The organism is Halobacillus sp. BAB-2008, from assembly GCF_000328325.1.
Classification (GTDB): domain Bacteria; phylum Bacillota; class Bacilli; order Bacillales; family Halobacillaceae; genus Halobacillus.
Window position 1 is genome coordinate 29,625 of sequence record NZ_ANPF01000023.1, and the last position, 16,386, is coordinate 46,010.

A 16,386-nucleotide genomic window follows, 5' to 3' on the forward strand; every position below is an offset into this window, starting at 1 on the left:
ATTAAAATAAGGGAATATATGGGTATCTATTGATATGGAGAGGAGACAAAATCTTGTTAGAGACATGGAATAGTATCAAGGCAGGAATCGCCGCCATTTCCGATTTCCTATGGACTTACCCGCTCGCGATCATCCTTATCGCCGGCGGCATTTTTCTCACTATCCGTATCCGCTTTTTTCAGTTCCGTTTTTTCGGACATATTCTTCATCAAACAATCGGACAGATTTTCAAGAAGACGAAGAAAAAGGGGACGATTACACCCTTCCAGGCATTCACTTCCGCACTCGCCTCTACGGCAGGTGCAACCAATATTGTTGGGGTACCGGTCGCGATTTCTCTCGGAGGACCCGGCGCACTGTTCTGGATGTGGGTCGTAGCTCTGATTGGAATGGCTACGAAGTACAGTGAAATCCTGATGGGAATGAAATACCGCGAAAAAAATAAAAACAACGAATGGGTAGGCGGCCCGCAATACTACATAAAGAAAGCGCTAGGATGGAAATGGGTTTCCACCGCCTTCGCCTTCTTCCTGATGATTGAGTTGATACCAAGTGCTATGGTCCAATCGAATTCGATTGCTACCCAAACGGAGGGTGCCTTTGGATGGCCCGTTTATATTACCGGTGCTGTCATGTGTGCAGCCATCGCCCTTGTAGTATTCGGCGGCATTAAGCGTATTGCCAAAGTTACGGACAAGATGGTTCCAGGTATGGTGCTGGTGTATGTAGGTATCTGTTTATATGTTATTTTTGCAAATATCGAGCAGATTCCTAACGTATTCAGCCTGATTTTCACCCATGCATTTACTCCTATTTCCGCTACCGGAGGATTCGCAGGTGCCGGAATTGCCGCAGCTCTCAGATGGGGAATTGCCCGGGGACTGTATTCCAACGAAGCAGGCCTTGGAACAGCACCAATCGCCCACGCTGCTGCTAAAACCGATCATCCATCCAAGCAAGCGATGTGGGGCATGGTCAGTGTCTTCGTCGATACAATCGTTATTTGTACAATTTCGGGCTTAACCGTACTCGTAACAGGTGCATGGAGAGAAGTGGAAGGAAGCGATGCATCCAACATGATCAATGTCGCCATCGGCAGTGAATTCGGAGATGCCTTTGGAAGCAGCTTTATCAGCGTCTTCCTCATTTTCTTCGTTATTACTACGATAGGTATTCTCGTTTTCTATGGAGAGAAACAAGCGGAATATCTATACGGATTGAAAGCTGCGAAGTTTATGCGGATCGTATATATTCTCGCGGTTTTTGTCGGGGCAATCGGCGGACTGCAGTTCGTCTGGAACTTCCTGGATCTGCTTCTGGCATTTGTCCTGCTCGCCAACATCATCCCGCTGCTGTTCCTTCATAAAGAAGTGGCAGCATTAACAGACGATTACATCGACCGCGTGTATAAAAAACGCCGAAAGAAAAGAGAAGTGGAACTCTTTCACGAAGAAGACGCCAGCTGATCCTATTTCTAATAAACAAAGAAGCACCCCTTACAGGGTGCTTCTTTGTTATCTCATGAACACGTGGTTACCGATTACTGTCGTTACTTCTTTTTTACTCAAGTAATCACTTTGTGCTTTATCGGGGTTATAGAAAAAGATGGATTCGCGGTCATAACCTTGGTAATCCAACGCCTCTTCCACCGCACGCTTGGATTCTTCACCAGCAGGCTGCTCAATAGTCCCGTTCAATACCGGAGAGAACTGGTACCCATCATAGATGACGTTATACAGCGTATCCGGAAAAATATCGCTCTCGATCCGGTTCAGAACAACCGTAGCTACAGCTACCTTACCAGCATAGCTCTCCCCTTTTGCTTCTGCTTCAACAAGACGGGCCAATAAGTCTTTTTCCCCTTCGTTGAGCATCACAGGAAGCTTCAACTGCTCTCCAGGATGGATTTCGTCTCCCTTTTTATCATTCATAGCCGCCAACTGATCGGCTGAAATTCCATAATTCTGGGCAATCTTATAAATAGAATCGCCCTGCTTTACGTTATGCATCTTCACTTCGGCAGAACTCAGCTGTGGGAATGACAAAGCAAGAACGCCGACAGCGGCGATTCCAGACATCAAAACTTTCTTAAACACTATCCTTCTACCTCCTTGAATTTGATCTATTACAAGGTAACATAGAGGTCAGATGAATTCATTATTAATTCTTTCCAAGATTACCAGCCTTGTGAACCGTTGAACGCTCCAGTCGAAGTCTAGGGACGGATGCTTTTGGGTAAAGAATATGGATTAGATAAAAGTAGGTGTTGTCATGTTAGATACTCACGCAAGGAAATATGTAGAACCAGTCATTAAGAAGACAGCTGAGCAGCTCATACATATGGGCCGAACTCCCAATGAAGTGACCATTGCGGCACTCGTGGCAGGCGTAGGGACAAGTGTCCTTTATGTCCTCGGGCAGCCGGTCATTGCCGTCCTTCTCTTATGGCTGTCCGGGTTTCTGGATGCCGTAGACGGAACAATGGCTCGAAGTACGAGTAGTTCGCCATTCGGCACAGTGATGGACGTAACCTTCGACCGGATTGTGGAAATCGGGATGATACTGGCTATCGCATACGTTCACCCTGAAGTCCTATGGCCGCTCCTGTTGTTAAGTGTTTCGATCATTATCTCCATGACTATCTTTCTCGTAGTTGGAGCGGTATCGGATAGATCCGGGATTAAATCATTCTACTATCAAGCAGGCTTGGCGGAGCGGACGGAAGGTTTCATCCTTTTCAGTCTCATGCTCCTCTTCCCTGACTTCCTTCTTTGGTCGACGCTCTTATTCTTCGGCGTCGAACTGTTCACAGGCGGTCAACGCTTCATGGAGGCAAAAAGGATTTTAAAATAAGAAAGGAGCCGGCTTCGAAACGCCGGCTCCTTTTTTTATATTTATCGAACGTTCATTTCAGAAGGTTTCGGACCTTTACGCTCACCACGGTCCAATTTATTAATTGCGTCCATATCTTCCGCAGTCAGCTCGAAATCGAAAACATCAAAGTTCTCTTCAATTCGGGAAGGTGTAATGGACTTTGGAATAACGATCGTATCGTTCTGCAAGTGCCAGCGGATAATAACCTGCGCCGGAGTCTTGCTGTGTTTCTCAGCAATGGCCTGTACGGAATCATTTTTCAGGATTTCTCCGCCCTGCATCAATGGACTCCATGCTTCCAGGTGAATGCCGTGTTGACGGCAGAAGTCTTTCAATTCGTTCTGTGCCAGGTAAGGATGGCATTCCACTTGGTTGACGGCAGGCTTCACTTCACATTCATCCAACAGACGCTGCAGATGTTCGATTTCGAAGTTACACACGCCGATTGCTTTCACTTTGCCGTCTTTTTGCAGTTGTTCCAGTGCTTTATACGTCTCTACATATTCATCAAATTCCGGAGTCGGCCAGTGAATCAAATAAAGATCCACGTAATCAAGACCGAGTTTATCCAGGCTTGTTTCCAGTGCTTGAATCGTTTTGTCATATCCTTGGTCCGTATTCCAGACCTTGGTTGTAATGAACAGCTCGTCACGGGAAACGCCGCTTTGACGAATCGCTTCGCCGACTTGCTTCTCGTTCCCATAAATGGCAGCTGTATCGATGGAACGGTAACCCGTTTCGATCGCTTTCGTAACAGCAGGTACTGCGTCATTCTCTTCTACTTGCCAAACACCAAAGCCAAGCTGCGGCATTTCAATGGTGTTATGTAACGTAACTGTTTTCATTGTCATTCTCCTTTTCTGATAAGGGTTTCATTCACGAATATTGTAGCACACTAGTTCCGTACCCATAGATGAATCTGCTCAAACAAAAAAGCACCTGCAGGATCACGCCTTGGCAGGTACTTTCGGATAGACGATAATCATTTTGTACATAAAGAAACCGAAAATAATCAGAAATAACAGGGCACTGTAACGATCAGGCACCTCCATATATTTCAGAACAACGCTTAGAATCAATGGCAGCGTGACAGCATAAGCGGACAATTTCCAAAGCTGCTGATAAATGAGTTTTCTCGAAAGCACTCTCCTGAGCAGCAAACTCGCAGCAGCCAGCAGGGAAATGCCGACCAATATGATAAAAATGATCAACAATGGGTAAAAGACTAAAAACTGAACCACATACCGCCCACGGGAAATCTCCGTCAAATTCGTTTCCATATGAACGATTGTTGCAACCATATCCGGCAGGAACAACAGGGCCAGAAGAATAAATAAATAGCCGATCGTGTGGGTGATCCCTTTTCTATTCAAGCGGAACATGGCTTCTTTCTTCGGTAAACGCAGACTGTTCATCAAGGAATCAAGGAATCCCATCGTCTCACCCCGCCTTATTCAGCGTAAATCGCCAGTTCTTCTTCAATTTTTCTGCGGATTTTATCCAATGCTTCTTCGGGTGTCTTACCGAATACCCTGTGGCCGTTGACAATGGCGTAAGGACGCACGGCGCACATACCGCAGAAAGATAGACAATCATTCATGAGTACAGCCACTTCCGGGTATTCGGACTCGATCAGACCCTCAATATCCAATTCATTGATCAAGTTCCCGTCACAAACTTCTACGACTACAATCCCCATCGTGCGTACCCCTTTCTAAGATGTTATCAAGCTAAACCTAAAATGCTTCGTGCTTCCTCTTCGTCGTGCTTCATCTGTTCGACGAGTGCATCCATTCCATTGAAATTCACTTCATCTCTGAGATGACGCAGAAATTGCACCGTAACTTCCCGACCGTACAAGTCACCGGAGAAGTCCAGCAAGTATGCTTCGACTTTATAAGAATCCCCGTTCACGGTCGGGCGGTAACCGGCACTGATTAACGTGTAGTGATACTCCGGCTTGTCCCATCCGATCTGGACCGTTCCAAGATAGACGGCCGGTTTCACATTCACGTAAGCGTCAATCCCACCTACGTTCAACGTCGGATACCCGAGCGTACGACCGAGCTGCTGGCCTTTTTCAACAACCCCTGTTACTTCAAAGGGGCGGCCGAGCATCGACTGGGCAGCTTCCATTCTGCCTCCCATCACATGATTCCGGATATCTGTACTGCTCACTTTATCCCCGTGCATTAGCACACCCGGAACGATAGAAACTCCAATGTCGATGGATGCACAGAGTTCTTTCAGCCCTTCGGCGTCCGATCCTCTGCCCTTCCCAAATCGGAAATCTTCCCCGACGACGACATGTCGGATATTTAAACGATTTAAATGTTCCAAAACAAATTCTTCCGGAGACGTTTTGGCATATTCTTTCGTAAAATGAACGTGATAGTACAGCTCGACACCATAGGCTTTGAGATAACGCTGTTTATCCATATCCGTGGACAAAGAGGCTTTAAATGCTTCATCACCGCGAAGTACCCATTTCGGATGATCAGAGAACGCATACACGGCCAGCTTCTCTCCTTCGGCTGCCAGGCTCTTCGCTTCTCTCAGCAGTGCCTGATGACCGAGATGGACGCCGTCCATTTTACCGATAATGAGTACCTTCGGTTCGGAACTTTCCGGCGGTCGTCCCGTGACTTCGATAGTTTCCATTAGCAAAGCATCCCTTCCAACTTGAATTAAACCTGTCTATTCTATATTATCTCCTTTTATTTAATCAACCAACACCTGATTTTGCAATGATTCTGCCCTTATAAAACAACCTTCCATAAAAAAACAAGCCGATTCCCCTTTTAAAAGAGAATCCGCCTGTTTTAACGTAGGACGGAAGCATAGAATTCTTCAATGATTGCTTCATCAGAATGAGGGATTTCTTCCCCTCTAACGATTTGCGCATTGTTGATACAACCGCTTGTCAGCAATACGATATCACCGCTTTCTGCAAGGGATAGAGACTTTCGAACGCCTGCTTCCCGCGTATTTGTTCTATGAATATGAACGGCTTCGGGATTGGAGAACCCCGTCATGACCTGATCGACGATAGCAGCAGGGTCATGGTATCCCGGATGATCGACCGTGACAACAATTTCCTCTGCCCGGCCATTTATAGTCGCGGCCATCTTAGGCATTTTACTGAAATCACGAATTCCAATTCCTGCAATCATGACAATCAAACGTCTGTGCTCCAAGTTCTTCACTTCCTCCAACAGTCTGTCCAGCGCAACAGGAGTATGGGCGTAATCCAATATTATCGTCGGACCATCTTCTATGGGAATAACTTGAAATCGTCCTTCCGGGCCTTCCAGTAAGGGGAGCACATGAAGAATAGCAGGAAACTCGTACCCTAAATGAATAGCTGCAGCGATAGCAGACAGGACGTTTGCAACATTGTAAGAACCGTAAACAGGAACGGTAACCGTCTCGCTCATTTCTTGAAAAGACAGGCGGAACCTTGATCCTTCCTGCATCCGTTCCAATTCGGAAGCGCGAATATCTGCTTCCGCTCCGGTGATACTGTATGTCAAACGGTGCTTTCCATCCATCTCCAGCAGATCCTTTGACATGCCTTCATCATCAACATTGACAACTGTATGATCAGCTTGACGGAACAACCGGAGCTTACAGGCTTTATAATGTTCCAGGGTGTGATGATACTCCAGGTGCTCCTCCGAAAAGTTGGTGTGGATAGCTACATCAAAAACAATTCCTTCCACGCGACATTGATCGAGAGCAATGGAAGATACCTCCATTACAGCGGCTTCGTCCGCTTCGTTACGAAGATCACGGAAGATCCGGTGCAGGTCTATCGATTCAGGCGTTGTCGGTGTACTTTTCTTATATTCCAATTTCCCTCGGGATGTCCATATTCCTGTTGTACCGATCGACCCTGTCCGCATTCCGAGCAGGGTTAAGAGGGAACGGACATAAGCAGCAACCGTCGTCTTTCCATTTGTCCCCGTCACACCGATTGTCTTCAACTCCTGATCTGCGTGGTTATAAAATACTTTCGCTGCCACGGCCATTGCAGAACGAACTTCTTCCAACACCACGAAAATGACAGACGGTGCCTTTTCCTGCCACTGTTTTAACAACGAGGGGGCACTGCCTATAATCATGGAAGCTCCTGAATTCAACGCATCCCCTATATAAGCATGCCCATCAAAGTTCTCCCCTCTAATACAGAAAAAAGCCGTATTCTCCTTCACTTGCTGAGAGTGGAAAGCAAGAGAAGACACCATTGCTTCCTCCGGTCCGTACCATTCGAGTATATTTAATTGTTTGAGATGGTCCCTTCGTATAATCATCGCTTCATTTCCTCACAAAATGTTATATTCTTTATCGTCGTCTTTTCGTGTGAAAAGTATGTACAGACGGAGCGTAGAATAAGCGGAAACCTCCCCACTATTTTCCGCGGATATAAAAACCCCGCTGCACGTCCCGGCAGCGGGTCCTGTTCAATCCTTTGTAATAAGAACGGTCAAACTGATCAATGTTACCAGGATCGTTGCACCCATATCCGACAATATAGCCACCCATAAGGTCAGCCATCCCGGGATCGTTAACAAGAGAGCGATCAACTTAAGGCCGAGAGCAATACTTATGTTCGTTTTCACGATCCGGTTCACCTTCTTGGCTATCCTGACAGCGTTCGGCAGTTTTCCTAAATGGTCCTGCATCAACACGATATCCGCTGTTTCAATAGCACTGTCCGTCCCTTTCCCCATAGCTATACCAAGATCCGAAACGGCAAGTGCAGGGGCATCATTGATACCGTCACCAACCATAGCTACTTTGCTTGACTGTTTCCAAGCCTCCACTTTCTCTACTTTATGTTCCGGCAGCAGTTCGGCATGAACATCGGTGACCCCTACTTGTGCTGCGACTTTACGGGCCGTCTGTTCATGGTCCCCTGTCAGCATGATTGTGTGTTTAATGCCTAGTTTGTGAAGCTTGCGGATAAGACTTTTGCTTTCCTCTCTGACTTCATCCGCTACACCGAACATGCCTAAAACGGATTTTTCATCAGAGATGATCACAAGCGAGTAACCGGAGCGCTTACACTCTTCTATGTCATCCTTCTGCTGCCGGGTGACATCCAGTTCCCGAAGCGTCTTTTCACTACCTACATAGTACCCCCTGCCTTCAATCATGGCATAAACGCCTTTTCCAGGAACGGCCTCTACAGAAGATGGTTCTAAACCTCGGGCTTCGCGAACCTCGGGATCGGCCAAAACGGCACGAGCAATCGGGTGCGAGGACTGCGACTCCACTGCACGGGCAATCTTATAGAAGCGTTCCTCGTCATACACCTTGACTGACTGTACCGTCGGCTCTCCTTTCGTCAGCGTTCCCGTTTTATCAAAAGCGATACTGGTGACATTTCCGAGCTGTTCCAGAATGGCTCCGCCTTTAATTAATATTCCGTTTCGGGCGTTCTTTGTTATCCCCGATAGAATGGCAATCGGTGAAGATAAAATGAGGGCACATGGACATCCTACGATCAGTACGGCCAGCCCCTGGTAGAATGCATCTCCCCAGGCAACGGAGAACAAAACAGGTGGAACAATCATCACAAGCAAAGAAACAGCCATGATCAGAGGGGTGTAATATCTTGCAAAACGATTGATGAAGAGCTCTGTGGGTGTCTTATTTTCCTGTGCTTTCTCCACCAACTGAAGAATCTTAGCTAAGGAGGACTGATCATAGCTTTTCGTGATTTCAATCATCAATGCCCCTTCATTGTTGATACTCCCGCCATAGACCAGATGGTCCGCTTCCTTCTCAACAGGCAGCGACTCACCGGTGATGGCTGCCTCGTTGACGGAGCTGTATCCCGAGAGGACCTTACCGTCAGAAGGTATTTTCTCACCGGCCTTAACAATAACCCGGTCCCCCTTTACCAAGTCTTCAATTGAAACGACCTGTTCAGAACCATCCTCCATCAACAGCGTCGCCTGTTTCGGGGCAACCTTCAGCAATTGTTCCATCGAATTTCTGGCCTTCTCCATCCCAAGGCCTTCCAGATACTCATTCAAACCAAACAGAATTGCAACAAGGGTCGCTTCCTTCCATTCTCCAATAGCAACCGCTCCGACTAAAGCAATGGTCATCAATGTATCAATGTTGAACTTCAGCTTAACCAGGTTTTGCGCTCCTTTAAAGAACGTCCTGTACCCGCTGACCGCTATGGCTGCCAAGTATAAGAAAGTCAATAGAGCAGGAGGAAGAACGCTGCCTCCGGCAAGCGCTGCCGCAAAGATGAAGCTCGAAAGGAGGACGAGGTGCAGCATGTTGGGACCGGAGGACTCCTGTTTTCCATCTTCCATCATGGACGCACCGTCCGACCGGAGTATTTTTCTGACACGATCCAAATCGACCTGTTCACTGACGACCAGCTTACTCGAATTAAACAGAAGCTGTGCATCCTGACCTTTATCCAGCTTCTTTATCTCTGCTTCCATTTCCGCGGCACAGTTGGCGCAGGATAACCCCTGCAACTTGTATTCCTTCATTATCAAACTCCCCTTTAATGGTGAAGCGCATGGTTGATCGTTTGCTGCAGGAGGTCGATCACGTGTTCATCATCATTTGAATAGAAAAGCGTAGTTCCCGATCTCCTATACTTCACCAGACGCAGATTTTTTAAAAAACGCAGTTGATGAGAAACGGTCGACTGTCTTAATTCCAATGTTTCTGCGATTTGGTTTACGGGCATTTCCTGTTCACAAAGCAGATGGAGAATGCGGATGCGGGTAGGATCAGATAACGCCTTAAACGTCTGGGAAACAACAAAAAGCGTTTCCTCATCCAGTTCCTCCACCTCTTTATCAGGAGCGGTTTCTTTATTATGTTCTTTGCTCACTATTCGACACCTTCCTTATATGCGCATATATTCATATACTCATCGTATGCCGGCTCTCCATTTTTGTCAATGCGGTACGAGCCTGTTTTATAATTGCTGTTACCGGGTAAAAATAGAACAGCCCCATCTGTTCAAACAAATCATTTGTCATGGAATAGAGTTTGGGATTAGAATATGAAGTCCATTCGCTACCAAAGAAGGAGGAAATGGAAAATGTCTAAAAAAGTTTTAATGATTGTAACGAATCACGATCAAATTACAGAAGGAAAAACCACCGGCATTTGGTTATCCGAGTTCGGTGAAGCATATAACGAATTTAAAAAACAAGGATATGAAGTGACTGTAGCCAGTCCGAAAGGCGGCCTTTCTCCAGTAGACCCGGCAAGTGTCAGTGAGGATGAGCCACAGGAAATCCTTGATACGAAACCGCATCTGGAGGATACACTACCACTTTCCGACGTAGAAGCGGACGGTTTTGATGCTGTCTTTCTTCCGGGGGGACACGGGACGATGTTTGACTTCCCGGACAATGAGAAGCTGCAGCAACTACTACGCAGCTTTTATGAATCGGATAAGACAGTCGCAGCTGTCTGCCACGGCCCGGCGGGACTTGTAGGAGCGACCTTGTCCAGTGGTGAGCCTCTTGTAAAAGGGAAGCGTGTCAGCGCATTTACAGATGCAGAAGAAGCAGACACTACGCTTGATGCGTACATGCCGTTCCTGCTTGAAAGCAAGTTGAACGAGCTTGGAGCTACGGTGTTAACCGGCCCGAATTGGTCCACTCATGTTGAAGTAGACGGCAATCTGATCACAGGTCAGAACCCACAATCTACCGAGGCAGTAGCTAAAGAAGTAGTCAAACACCTTAACAAATAAGACAAAAAGGCATCCCATTGGGATGCCTTTTTTCAAAGTGTTGAAGAGGCACCATCCTTAAACGAGGGTGCCTCTTCCTTATGATGCCCGTCTATTGCCGCTTACCAAACAAGTACCCATACAGTTTCTGGATGAGAATGATATAAGAAAGCAGCCAAAGAACGAACAGGCTGACGACCATCACAGCTTTCCAAATCGTCCATCCGGTTACCAATGTGTGAAAGACTGCACCAAGCAGCGTTATCGTCACGACAATATAAAAGACCGCCGAAGAAACAATTTTCAAACTACGATTGATCCAGGCAGGCATAACTATTCACCTCCCATACCCTACTCTATGTAGATAGAACTAATCAGCTTGTACGTTTGTGCTTCCTTCTCGTAAAAGAGGCGGGTCATTCGAATATGGTAGAATAATAAGCATCATCAGCATACATAAAGGAGAATGACACATGGAGAAACGTTTCGATCATATCGGTATAGCCGTACGAAACATCGAGGACAGTATAACTTTCCATACAGAAACCCTTGGGGGAAAGCTCATAGATCGGTATCGTAACGAAGCAGAAGGCGTGGAGAGTGAAATTGCAATCATTGATATTCACGGGCAGCGCACAGAGCTTTTAATGCCTACGAACAACACTACTTCTCCCATCGCACGCTTCATTAAACAAAAGGGGAAAGGCGTTCATCATGTTGCCTATGATGTCGGCGATCTGGACGCTGCATTGAAGGAATTAGAGCAGCAGGGAATCCGCACTCTGGATGGGACGATGCGGACAAACAAGCACGGTCGCCGCTTAATCTACTTAAACCCGGTGGATACAGAAGGTACCATTATTGAGTATTGTGATTATCCAGACACAAAATAACCCCCGCGCCGTTTCGAACGGCACAGGGGTTTCTTTTTTTATTTTTCGCCGATTGCACCTTGGACATCAAAATCTGCAGGATCCAGCTCTGTCTGCTCTCCTAAGACAAGGCGTGCAAGCTCAGCTCCGAGGTAAGGACCTGAGGTAAGACCTGAGACTGCCAAGGCCATTAGCTGCATACAATCCTGCGTGCGAAGGCAGGGCACCGAATACAGGCAGAGAGTCCGGCGTGAACGGGCGGAAACCGACTCTTGTCTCCACTACGGTTCCATCATAAAGGCCGGGTGCTACGTCAAGCGCTTTATCGAAGATATAGTGAAGCCCCCCTGCAGTGACCCGCGGATCGAAGCCTGCTTTCGTTTCATGCGTAGCACCAACGACCAATTTTCCAGCTCCGAAAGAAAGCATGTATTGATTGTTTGGCGGCATGACCACAGGCCAGTCCTCCGTTCTCTCCTCGCTGAGCTTTAAATGAACAATCTGTGCTTTCTGGGGATGCACGAGAAAGTCGATCCCCAGCGGTTCGAGCAGGTCCTTCGCCCATACACCGGCCGTAACGAGTACAGCATCGGCCTCGTGGAAATCACCATTCACGTGTACACCATCCACACGCTGCTCATCATAGGACAGTTGTGCCTCACCTTTGATCCACTCCGCTCCATGCTTTTCTGCCGAAGCAAGCAGAGCATCACGCAGAGCACGCCCGTCCACCCGCGCTGCTCCACTTACATGAACGGCTTTGTATCCTTCTTTAAGGGGTGGAAACAGACGCTTCGTCTCTGCCTCGGAAATGATTGTAACTTCCCCCATTTCAGGAGCATCTTCTCTTCTTTTCAATGCTCGATCCAACGTTTTTTGCAGTTTTTCTTCGTCAGTGTGCAGACCGATTGCCCCGACACGACGGTACCCGGTTTCTGTCTGCCCATCCGCTTCCAGACGACGGATCAATTCCGGATAATAGGCGGCACCGCCCTTAACAAGTTTATACCATCGTTTATTTCTTCTTTGAGCAAGCCACGGACAAACGATCCCGGCCGCAGCATCCGTCGCCTGCCCACGGTCCTTCCGATCTACAATCTTCACATCTGCACCGGCCGCTGCTAAATGATAGGCCGTCGAGGCACCAAGGACCCCGCCGCCTACAACAATGTATTTTTTCATTCCTCCAACACCTTTTTCCTCTTTTATTAAAACCAACCCCATTGTATAAGAGGATGGGAACCTGCTCCAATGCAGGCGAACAAAAAACCCGGAGGATTCCGGGTTTTCAGCATTTCTTTTATTCCGTTACTGTTTCTACCTGCCATTGATCATTGACGAAGAGGCCGATTACTTTCAACTGGAGGTCCCAAGAATGAACCAAATCCACAGCCTTCTTAATCTGTTCTTCCTTCTCTTCACGAGGGCAAGGGTTACCGGCACAGTCATGGTGACCTACGATGGCAAGTACTCCGGAACCGTGGTTTTCTGCAGAAATGCGAAGCTTGGCTTTAACGGCAGCCAGCTGGTCTTCTGTCCCTTCCAACAGGTATTTGGTCGGTCCAGCTTCTGTAATCATGTCGATATACGGAGCACCATACTGTTCCTGCATCCATTTGATGACAGGAAGTTGAACTCTTCCATCCATACAATTTATTGCTGTAGCAAATTCTGACATACAAATCCCTCCTATAGTTATCTGTTACCCATTTTACCACATAAAAAAAGCAGCAGGTACGATCAACCTGCTGCTTCCGTTTATTGTGTGATTCCCTCGATCTGCATCTCTTCTACGGTTCCTGTACCATTCTCACGAACACGCACCTGCATCTCGACCTGGTCTCCCTCTTTCAGGAATATAGCGAGAGGCGCTTTGCTCGTCGTAACGGTATAAATCGTCGTATCGCCTTCTAGAAGGAATTGCACCGATTGACGGGACTCCGTGGAGGTAACCAAGACCCGGTTGATGACACCGCTCTTTTCTGACAAATCAACCGCTTCGCTTCCCTCCACATTACTTGGATCCTGTGCAACCTGCAGACGATATGCATTCAAGGTCTGCTTCGCTGTATCACCGAAAACGGCAAAATCGGAATCAGATGCTTTGATGTACGCATACTGTTTGAACAAACCGTTCGGATCCAATACGTTGACGATCCAGGTTGGTTCTCCGTCTACGTTATAGAGCACCGGCATCGTTCCGGTCCATTTCTTCTCCGGATACTGCTTATCTACAATTTGAATAGCACCTTTGCTGTCCATGATCCCTTGATTTTTTTGACCATTGTAGTAAGTCAGCTCACCGGTCCTGGCATGAATAAGCGTATAACCAAGCGCGGAGTCGATGTTTTCTTTCGGTGAGGCCATGTCGGTGAAATAGAACATTTCTCCCTGCTCGTTAAAGATCGGAGTGACGCTGCTTTCTGTTCCGGATTCATTCGGGATTTTGACATCTTTCTTGCCGAAAATTGAGTTTAACCAACCATTAATGTATTTACCAAAGTATTCGTTCTCCAATGCCGCTAACTCCGAGCTGACAGATCCCTCTATGAATTCCGGCGCTTTTGCCGAGTCATAGGTTTTCACATTACCGGATACCGGATCGACAACTGCTACTTTAATCTCGTCCATATCCGGACGATTGGAGAAGAACAACGGTTTGTATATGGTTTGGACATACCAAGGTTTCCCTTCATCGTCCACCTCGATTTGCGCTTCTCCACTCTGAATGTAATTCGGGTGTTTATTATATACCGCCCGCTGCACGTTGTGTTGGAAATAGCTGGAGTTCGTGTACCGCATCTTACTTTCCACAAATTCCGGCTGCGCATTGATGTTCGTCGCTGAGATAGAGAAGTAGCCTTCCGTTTCTTTTCCTCGGAAGTATCTCCAGAAACTCGAGAATTCGACAGGTGCGATATAAACGATTTCTCCATCTACCTGTTGAGCCTGTAGTTTTCCAAGATCATAAAACTGTGTGTTCGGAACGACACTCATCGCTTTTTGAACTTTGTTCCGCGCCGATTCAGGTGCTACGGAAATCGGCGTGTTTTCTTCATTCAACGGCTTCGCTTCTTCCTCTTGGGACTGCGTGATCGTATCGTGAGACGTCTGCAAAGCGATGATGCTGTATACGAATACAGCAAGGATGGCCACAGCAACGAGGAGAACGACTCCTCCGGTAAGCGACCGGGTTGCTGCCGGCATAGAAACCGGTATTTTCGCTCCCCCATAGACAAGAGGTACGAGTACGATGGCGACAATCGCATTCAGTACTAATAGATTTGGAATCGTAATCGTAGGCATGAAAACATAAACAACGATGACCATGACAACCATACCGAACACGAACAGGCCGATGCCTGTTTTCATAATCTTCGTTCTACGCATCCTGTTTTTGAAATAAGCAATGATCGTCAGTATGAAATAGAGAATAAATGATAATACCGACGCAAGTAACATACCAAGCATATGTACTTCCCCCTTTTATATATTTATTTACGTTTCATCCCTCCATGAAGTTTCACTTTTCACATGAAAGCAAGTACGAAAAATCCGAACGGCCGCCCACTTTTTTGCGAATTGGAAGAACCGTTCGGATTATCGCCATTAAGAAGAACCTGTTTGTTTCCCTGTATTCATCCAATAGTCAGCCAGTCCCATGGCACATACTTCCATATCCAATTTCAATATAGTATAGATGTGATGATCGTCAGGTATGCCGTGTTCTTTTAAGAATGATGAAACTTTATTCATCAAGGAGGTTTGAATGTCCCGTACTCCTCCTCCATCACTAAGGATCTTATAGGAAGTATTCGTAAATACGGGAAGCCATTCAAGCACTTGGTCAAACGTTTGATCAGGATCTTCCCCCATCCCGAAATGGCCGAAATAAAGCCTGTCTGGATTTAAATCCCGAAACATTCTTATAGATTGCTCCATCGCTCCAGGGTCGAACTGATTCGGAGAGGTCGTCGGTAAGTGAAAGATCAATCCGTGATCATCTGTTTGGTGGTAACGAATCCCGCATGTATCGCCGGTAAATATTCCGTTCGTCAGCGAATCGTGAATACCAAGATGATGTTTGGCATGTCCCGGTGTATCGTAGAAGGTCAACACCCGTTCGGGGGACAGGGGCATTGTTTCTCCTTCTTTTTTTACACACAAACGACTTTCCGGTATTGGTACGATAGGATCGAACAACTCATTAAACTTGGTTCCATAGACCATTTTTGCACCTTGGATCAATCGGGATGGATCGATCAGGTGTCGTTTCCCTTTCTCATGGACGATCACTTCCGCATTCGGGCAGTCTTGCAACAAGAGTCCTGCCCCACCTGCATGGTCCAAATGAATATGTGTAAGTATGATGGTCTTCACAAGATCCAGGGAAATATCCAACTCCTGCAGCCCCGCCTTGACTTCCTTTACGGACAAACTCGCTCCTGTTTCAACTAAGACGATGTTTTCTCCTGTCAGCACATATGTACCTGTGCGACCTTCCAATCCCATATCCATACCATCAATGACATACGTATCTTCTGCAAGTTTCCATGGACTCTTCATTTACCCCTCTCCCTTCCAATCACTTCCATTCTACAAAAAACCATGTCACATTGGTAACGTTTTCTCTCAGAATACGTGTCACACTTCCCGAACTAGGTGAATATCATGGTTTCTGAGGAGTTGGTGAAAGTGAAGCAAAATCAGAACATGTCCTCCCCCGAGCAAATGAAACCTACTTACGAACAATGCACGAGGTACCAGTACTATCACGTCAACGTCAAACTGAAGGACGGAAGAACGTTAAACGGGATCATCACCGACGTCACTCCGGATCAGGTGACGATGCTTGTCAGTGAAGATGTGGATAGGAATGAGGGGCAGGACATTTTGGAAGCGGCGGGCTCTCCA

At 46.9% G+C, this 16,386-nt stretch carries 16 protein-coding genes and 2 pseudogenes; 5 read left to right on the forward strand and 13 right to left on the reverse strand.

Annotated features, from left to right (window positions below):
* Positions 1 to 53 precede the first annotated feature (53 nt).
* Positions 54 to 1,466, forward strand: a complete 1,413-nt coding sequence (locus D479_RS06275) for an alanine/glycine:cation symporter family protein (RefSeq protein WP_008634907.1) — start codon at positions 54 to 56, stop codon at positions 1,464 to 1,466.
* Between the two features lie 48 nt (positions 1,467 to 1,514).
* On the opposite strand, the gene D479_RS06280 is transcribed toward D479_RS06275, so the two are convergent.
* Positions 1,515 to 2,096, reverse strand: coding sequence for a cell wall hydrolase (locus tag D479_RS06280; RefSeq protein WP_008634908.1), 582 nt, complete (start codon positions 2,094 to 2,096; stop codon positions 1,515 to 1,517).
* Between the two features lie 175 nt (positions 2,097 to 2,271).
* On the opposite strand from D479_RS06280, the gene D479_RS06285 reads away from it, so the two are divergent.
* Positions 2,272 to 2,853: a CDP-alcohol phosphatidyltransferase family protein gene (locus D479_RS06285; protein WP_008634909.1), complete on the forward strand. Its 582-nt coding sequence runs from the start codon at positions 2,272 to 2,274 to the stop codon at positions 2,851 to 2,853.
* Between the two features lie 41 nt (positions 2,854 to 2,894).
* Here the strand turns inward: D479_RS06285 and D479_RS06290 are convergent, their stop codons facing one another.
* From D479_RS06290 to D479_RS06320, 7 genes are all read right to left on the reverse strand, one after another.
* Positions 2,895 to 3,719, reverse strand: coding sequence for an aldo/keto reductase (locus D479_RS06290; protein WP_008634910.1), 825 nt, complete (start codon positions 3,717 to 3,719; stop codon positions 2,895 to 2,897).
* 102 nt (positions 3,720 to 3,821) lie between these two features.
* Positions 3,822 to 4,310, reverse strand: coding sequence for a DUF1189 family protein (locus D479_RS06295; RefSeq protein WP_008634911.1), 489 nt, complete (start codon positions 4,308 to 4,310; stop codon positions 3,822 to 3,824).
* A 14-nt stretch (positions 4,311 to 4,324) separates the two neighbouring features.
* Positions 4,325 to 4,573: a YuzB family protein gene (locus tag D479_RS06300; RefSeq protein WP_008634912.1), complete on the reverse strand. Its 249-nt coding sequence runs from the start codon at positions 4,571 to 4,573 to the stop codon at positions 4,325 to 4,327.
* A gap of 26 nt (positions 4,574 to 4,599) precedes the next feature.
* The gene (gene ribF / locus D479_RS06305) at positions 4,600 to 5,535 is read right to left on the reverse strand and encodes a riboflavin biosynthesis protein RibF (RefSeq protein ID WP_008634913.1); all 936 of its coding nucleotides are present in this window, start codon (positions 5,533 to 5,535) and stop codon (positions 4,600 to 4,602) included.
* Between the two features lie 161 nt (positions 5,536 to 5,696).
* On the reverse strand, positions 5,697 to 7,187 hold the full coding sequence (locus D479_RS06310) for a UDP-N-acetylmuramoyl-L-alanyl-D-glutamate--2,6-diaminopimelate ligase (protein WP_008634914.1): 1,491 nt from the start codon (positions 7,185 to 7,187) through the stop codon (positions 5,697 to 5,699).
* A gap of 150 nt (positions 7,188 to 7,337) precedes the next feature.
* Positions 7,338 to 9,395 carry a cation-translocating P-type ATPase gene (locus D479_RS06315; protein ID WP_008634916.1) on the reverse strand — a complete coding sequence of 686 codons (2,058 nt, stop codon included), beginning with the start codon at positions 9,393 to 9,395 and terminating at the stop codon, positions 7,338 to 7,340.
* A 14-nt stretch (positions 9,396 to 9,409) separates the two neighbouring features.
* Positions 9,410 to 9,748 carry a metalloregulator ArsR/SmtB family transcription factor gene (locus D479_RS06320; protein ID WP_152413333.1) on the reverse strand — a complete coding sequence of 113 codons (339 nt, stop codon included), beginning with the start codon at positions 9,746 to 9,748 and terminating at the stop codon, positions 9,410 to 9,412.
* Between the two features lie 210 nt (positions 9,749 to 9,958).
* Between D479_RS06320 and D479_RS06325 the strand changes: the two genes are divergently transcribed.
* Positions 9,959 to 10,621 carry a type 1 glutamine amidotransferase domain-containing protein gene (locus D479_RS06325; protein WP_008634921.1) on the forward strand — a complete coding sequence of 221 codons (663 nt, stop codon included), beginning with the start codon at positions 9,959 to 9,961 and terminating at the stop codon, positions 10,619 to 10,621.
* A 91-nt stretch (positions 10,622 to 10,712) separates the two neighbouring features.
* On the opposite strand, the gene D479_RS06330 is transcribed toward D479_RS06325, so the two are convergent.
* Positions 10,713 to 10,931: a hypothetical protein gene (locus D479_RS06330; RefSeq protein ID WP_008634923.1), complete on the reverse strand. Its 219-nt coding sequence runs from the start codon at positions 10,929 to 10,931 to the stop codon at positions 10,713 to 10,715.
* A gap of 142 nt (positions 10,932 to 11,073) precedes the next feature.
* Here D479_RS06330 and D479_RS06335 point away from each other — a divergent pair, with 142 nt between their 5' ends.
* Positions 11,074 to 11,493, forward strand: a complete 420-nt coding sequence (locus D479_RS06335) for a VOC family protein (protein ID WP_008634926.1) — start codon at positions 11,074 to 11,076, stop codon at positions 11,491 to 11,493.
* 38 nt (positions 11,494 to 11,531) lie between these two features.
* On the opposite strand, the pseudogene D479_RS06340 reads toward D479_RS06335, so the two are convergent.
* From D479_RS06340 to D479_RS06355, 4 genes and pseudogenes are all read right to left on the reverse strand, one after another.
* A pseudogene (locus D479_RS06340) lies at positions 11,532 to 12,654 on the reverse strand (FAD-dependent oxidoreductase).
* A gap of 118 nt (positions 12,655 to 12,772) precedes the next feature.
* Entirely contained in the window at positions 12,773 to 13,150 is a 378-nt protein-coding gene (locus D479_RS06345) for a carbonic anhydrase (protein WP_008634933.1), read from the reverse strand.
* Positions 13,151 to 13,230: 80 nt separating this feature from the next.
* The gene (locus D479_RS06350) at positions 13,231 to 14,943 is read right to left on the reverse strand and encodes a hypothetical protein (RefSeq protein ID WP_008634935.1); all 1,713 of its coding nucleotides are present in this window, start codon (positions 14,941 to 14,943) and stop codon (positions 13,231 to 13,233) included.
* A 138-nt stretch (positions 14,944 to 15,081) separates the two neighbouring features.
* Positions 15,082 to 16,038: an MBL fold metallo-hydrolase gene (locus D479_RS06355; protein ID WP_008634938.1), complete on the reverse strand. Its 957-nt coding sequence runs from the start codon at positions 16,036 to 16,038 to the stop codon at positions 15,082 to 15,084.
* A 129-nt stretch (positions 16,039 to 16,167) separates the two neighbouring features.
* On the opposite strand from D479_RS06355, the pseudogene D479_RS06360 reads away from it, so the two are divergent.
* Positions 16,168 to 16,386 (forward strand): annotated as a pseudogene (locus D479_RS06360) (hypothetical protein); the annotation flags it as partial.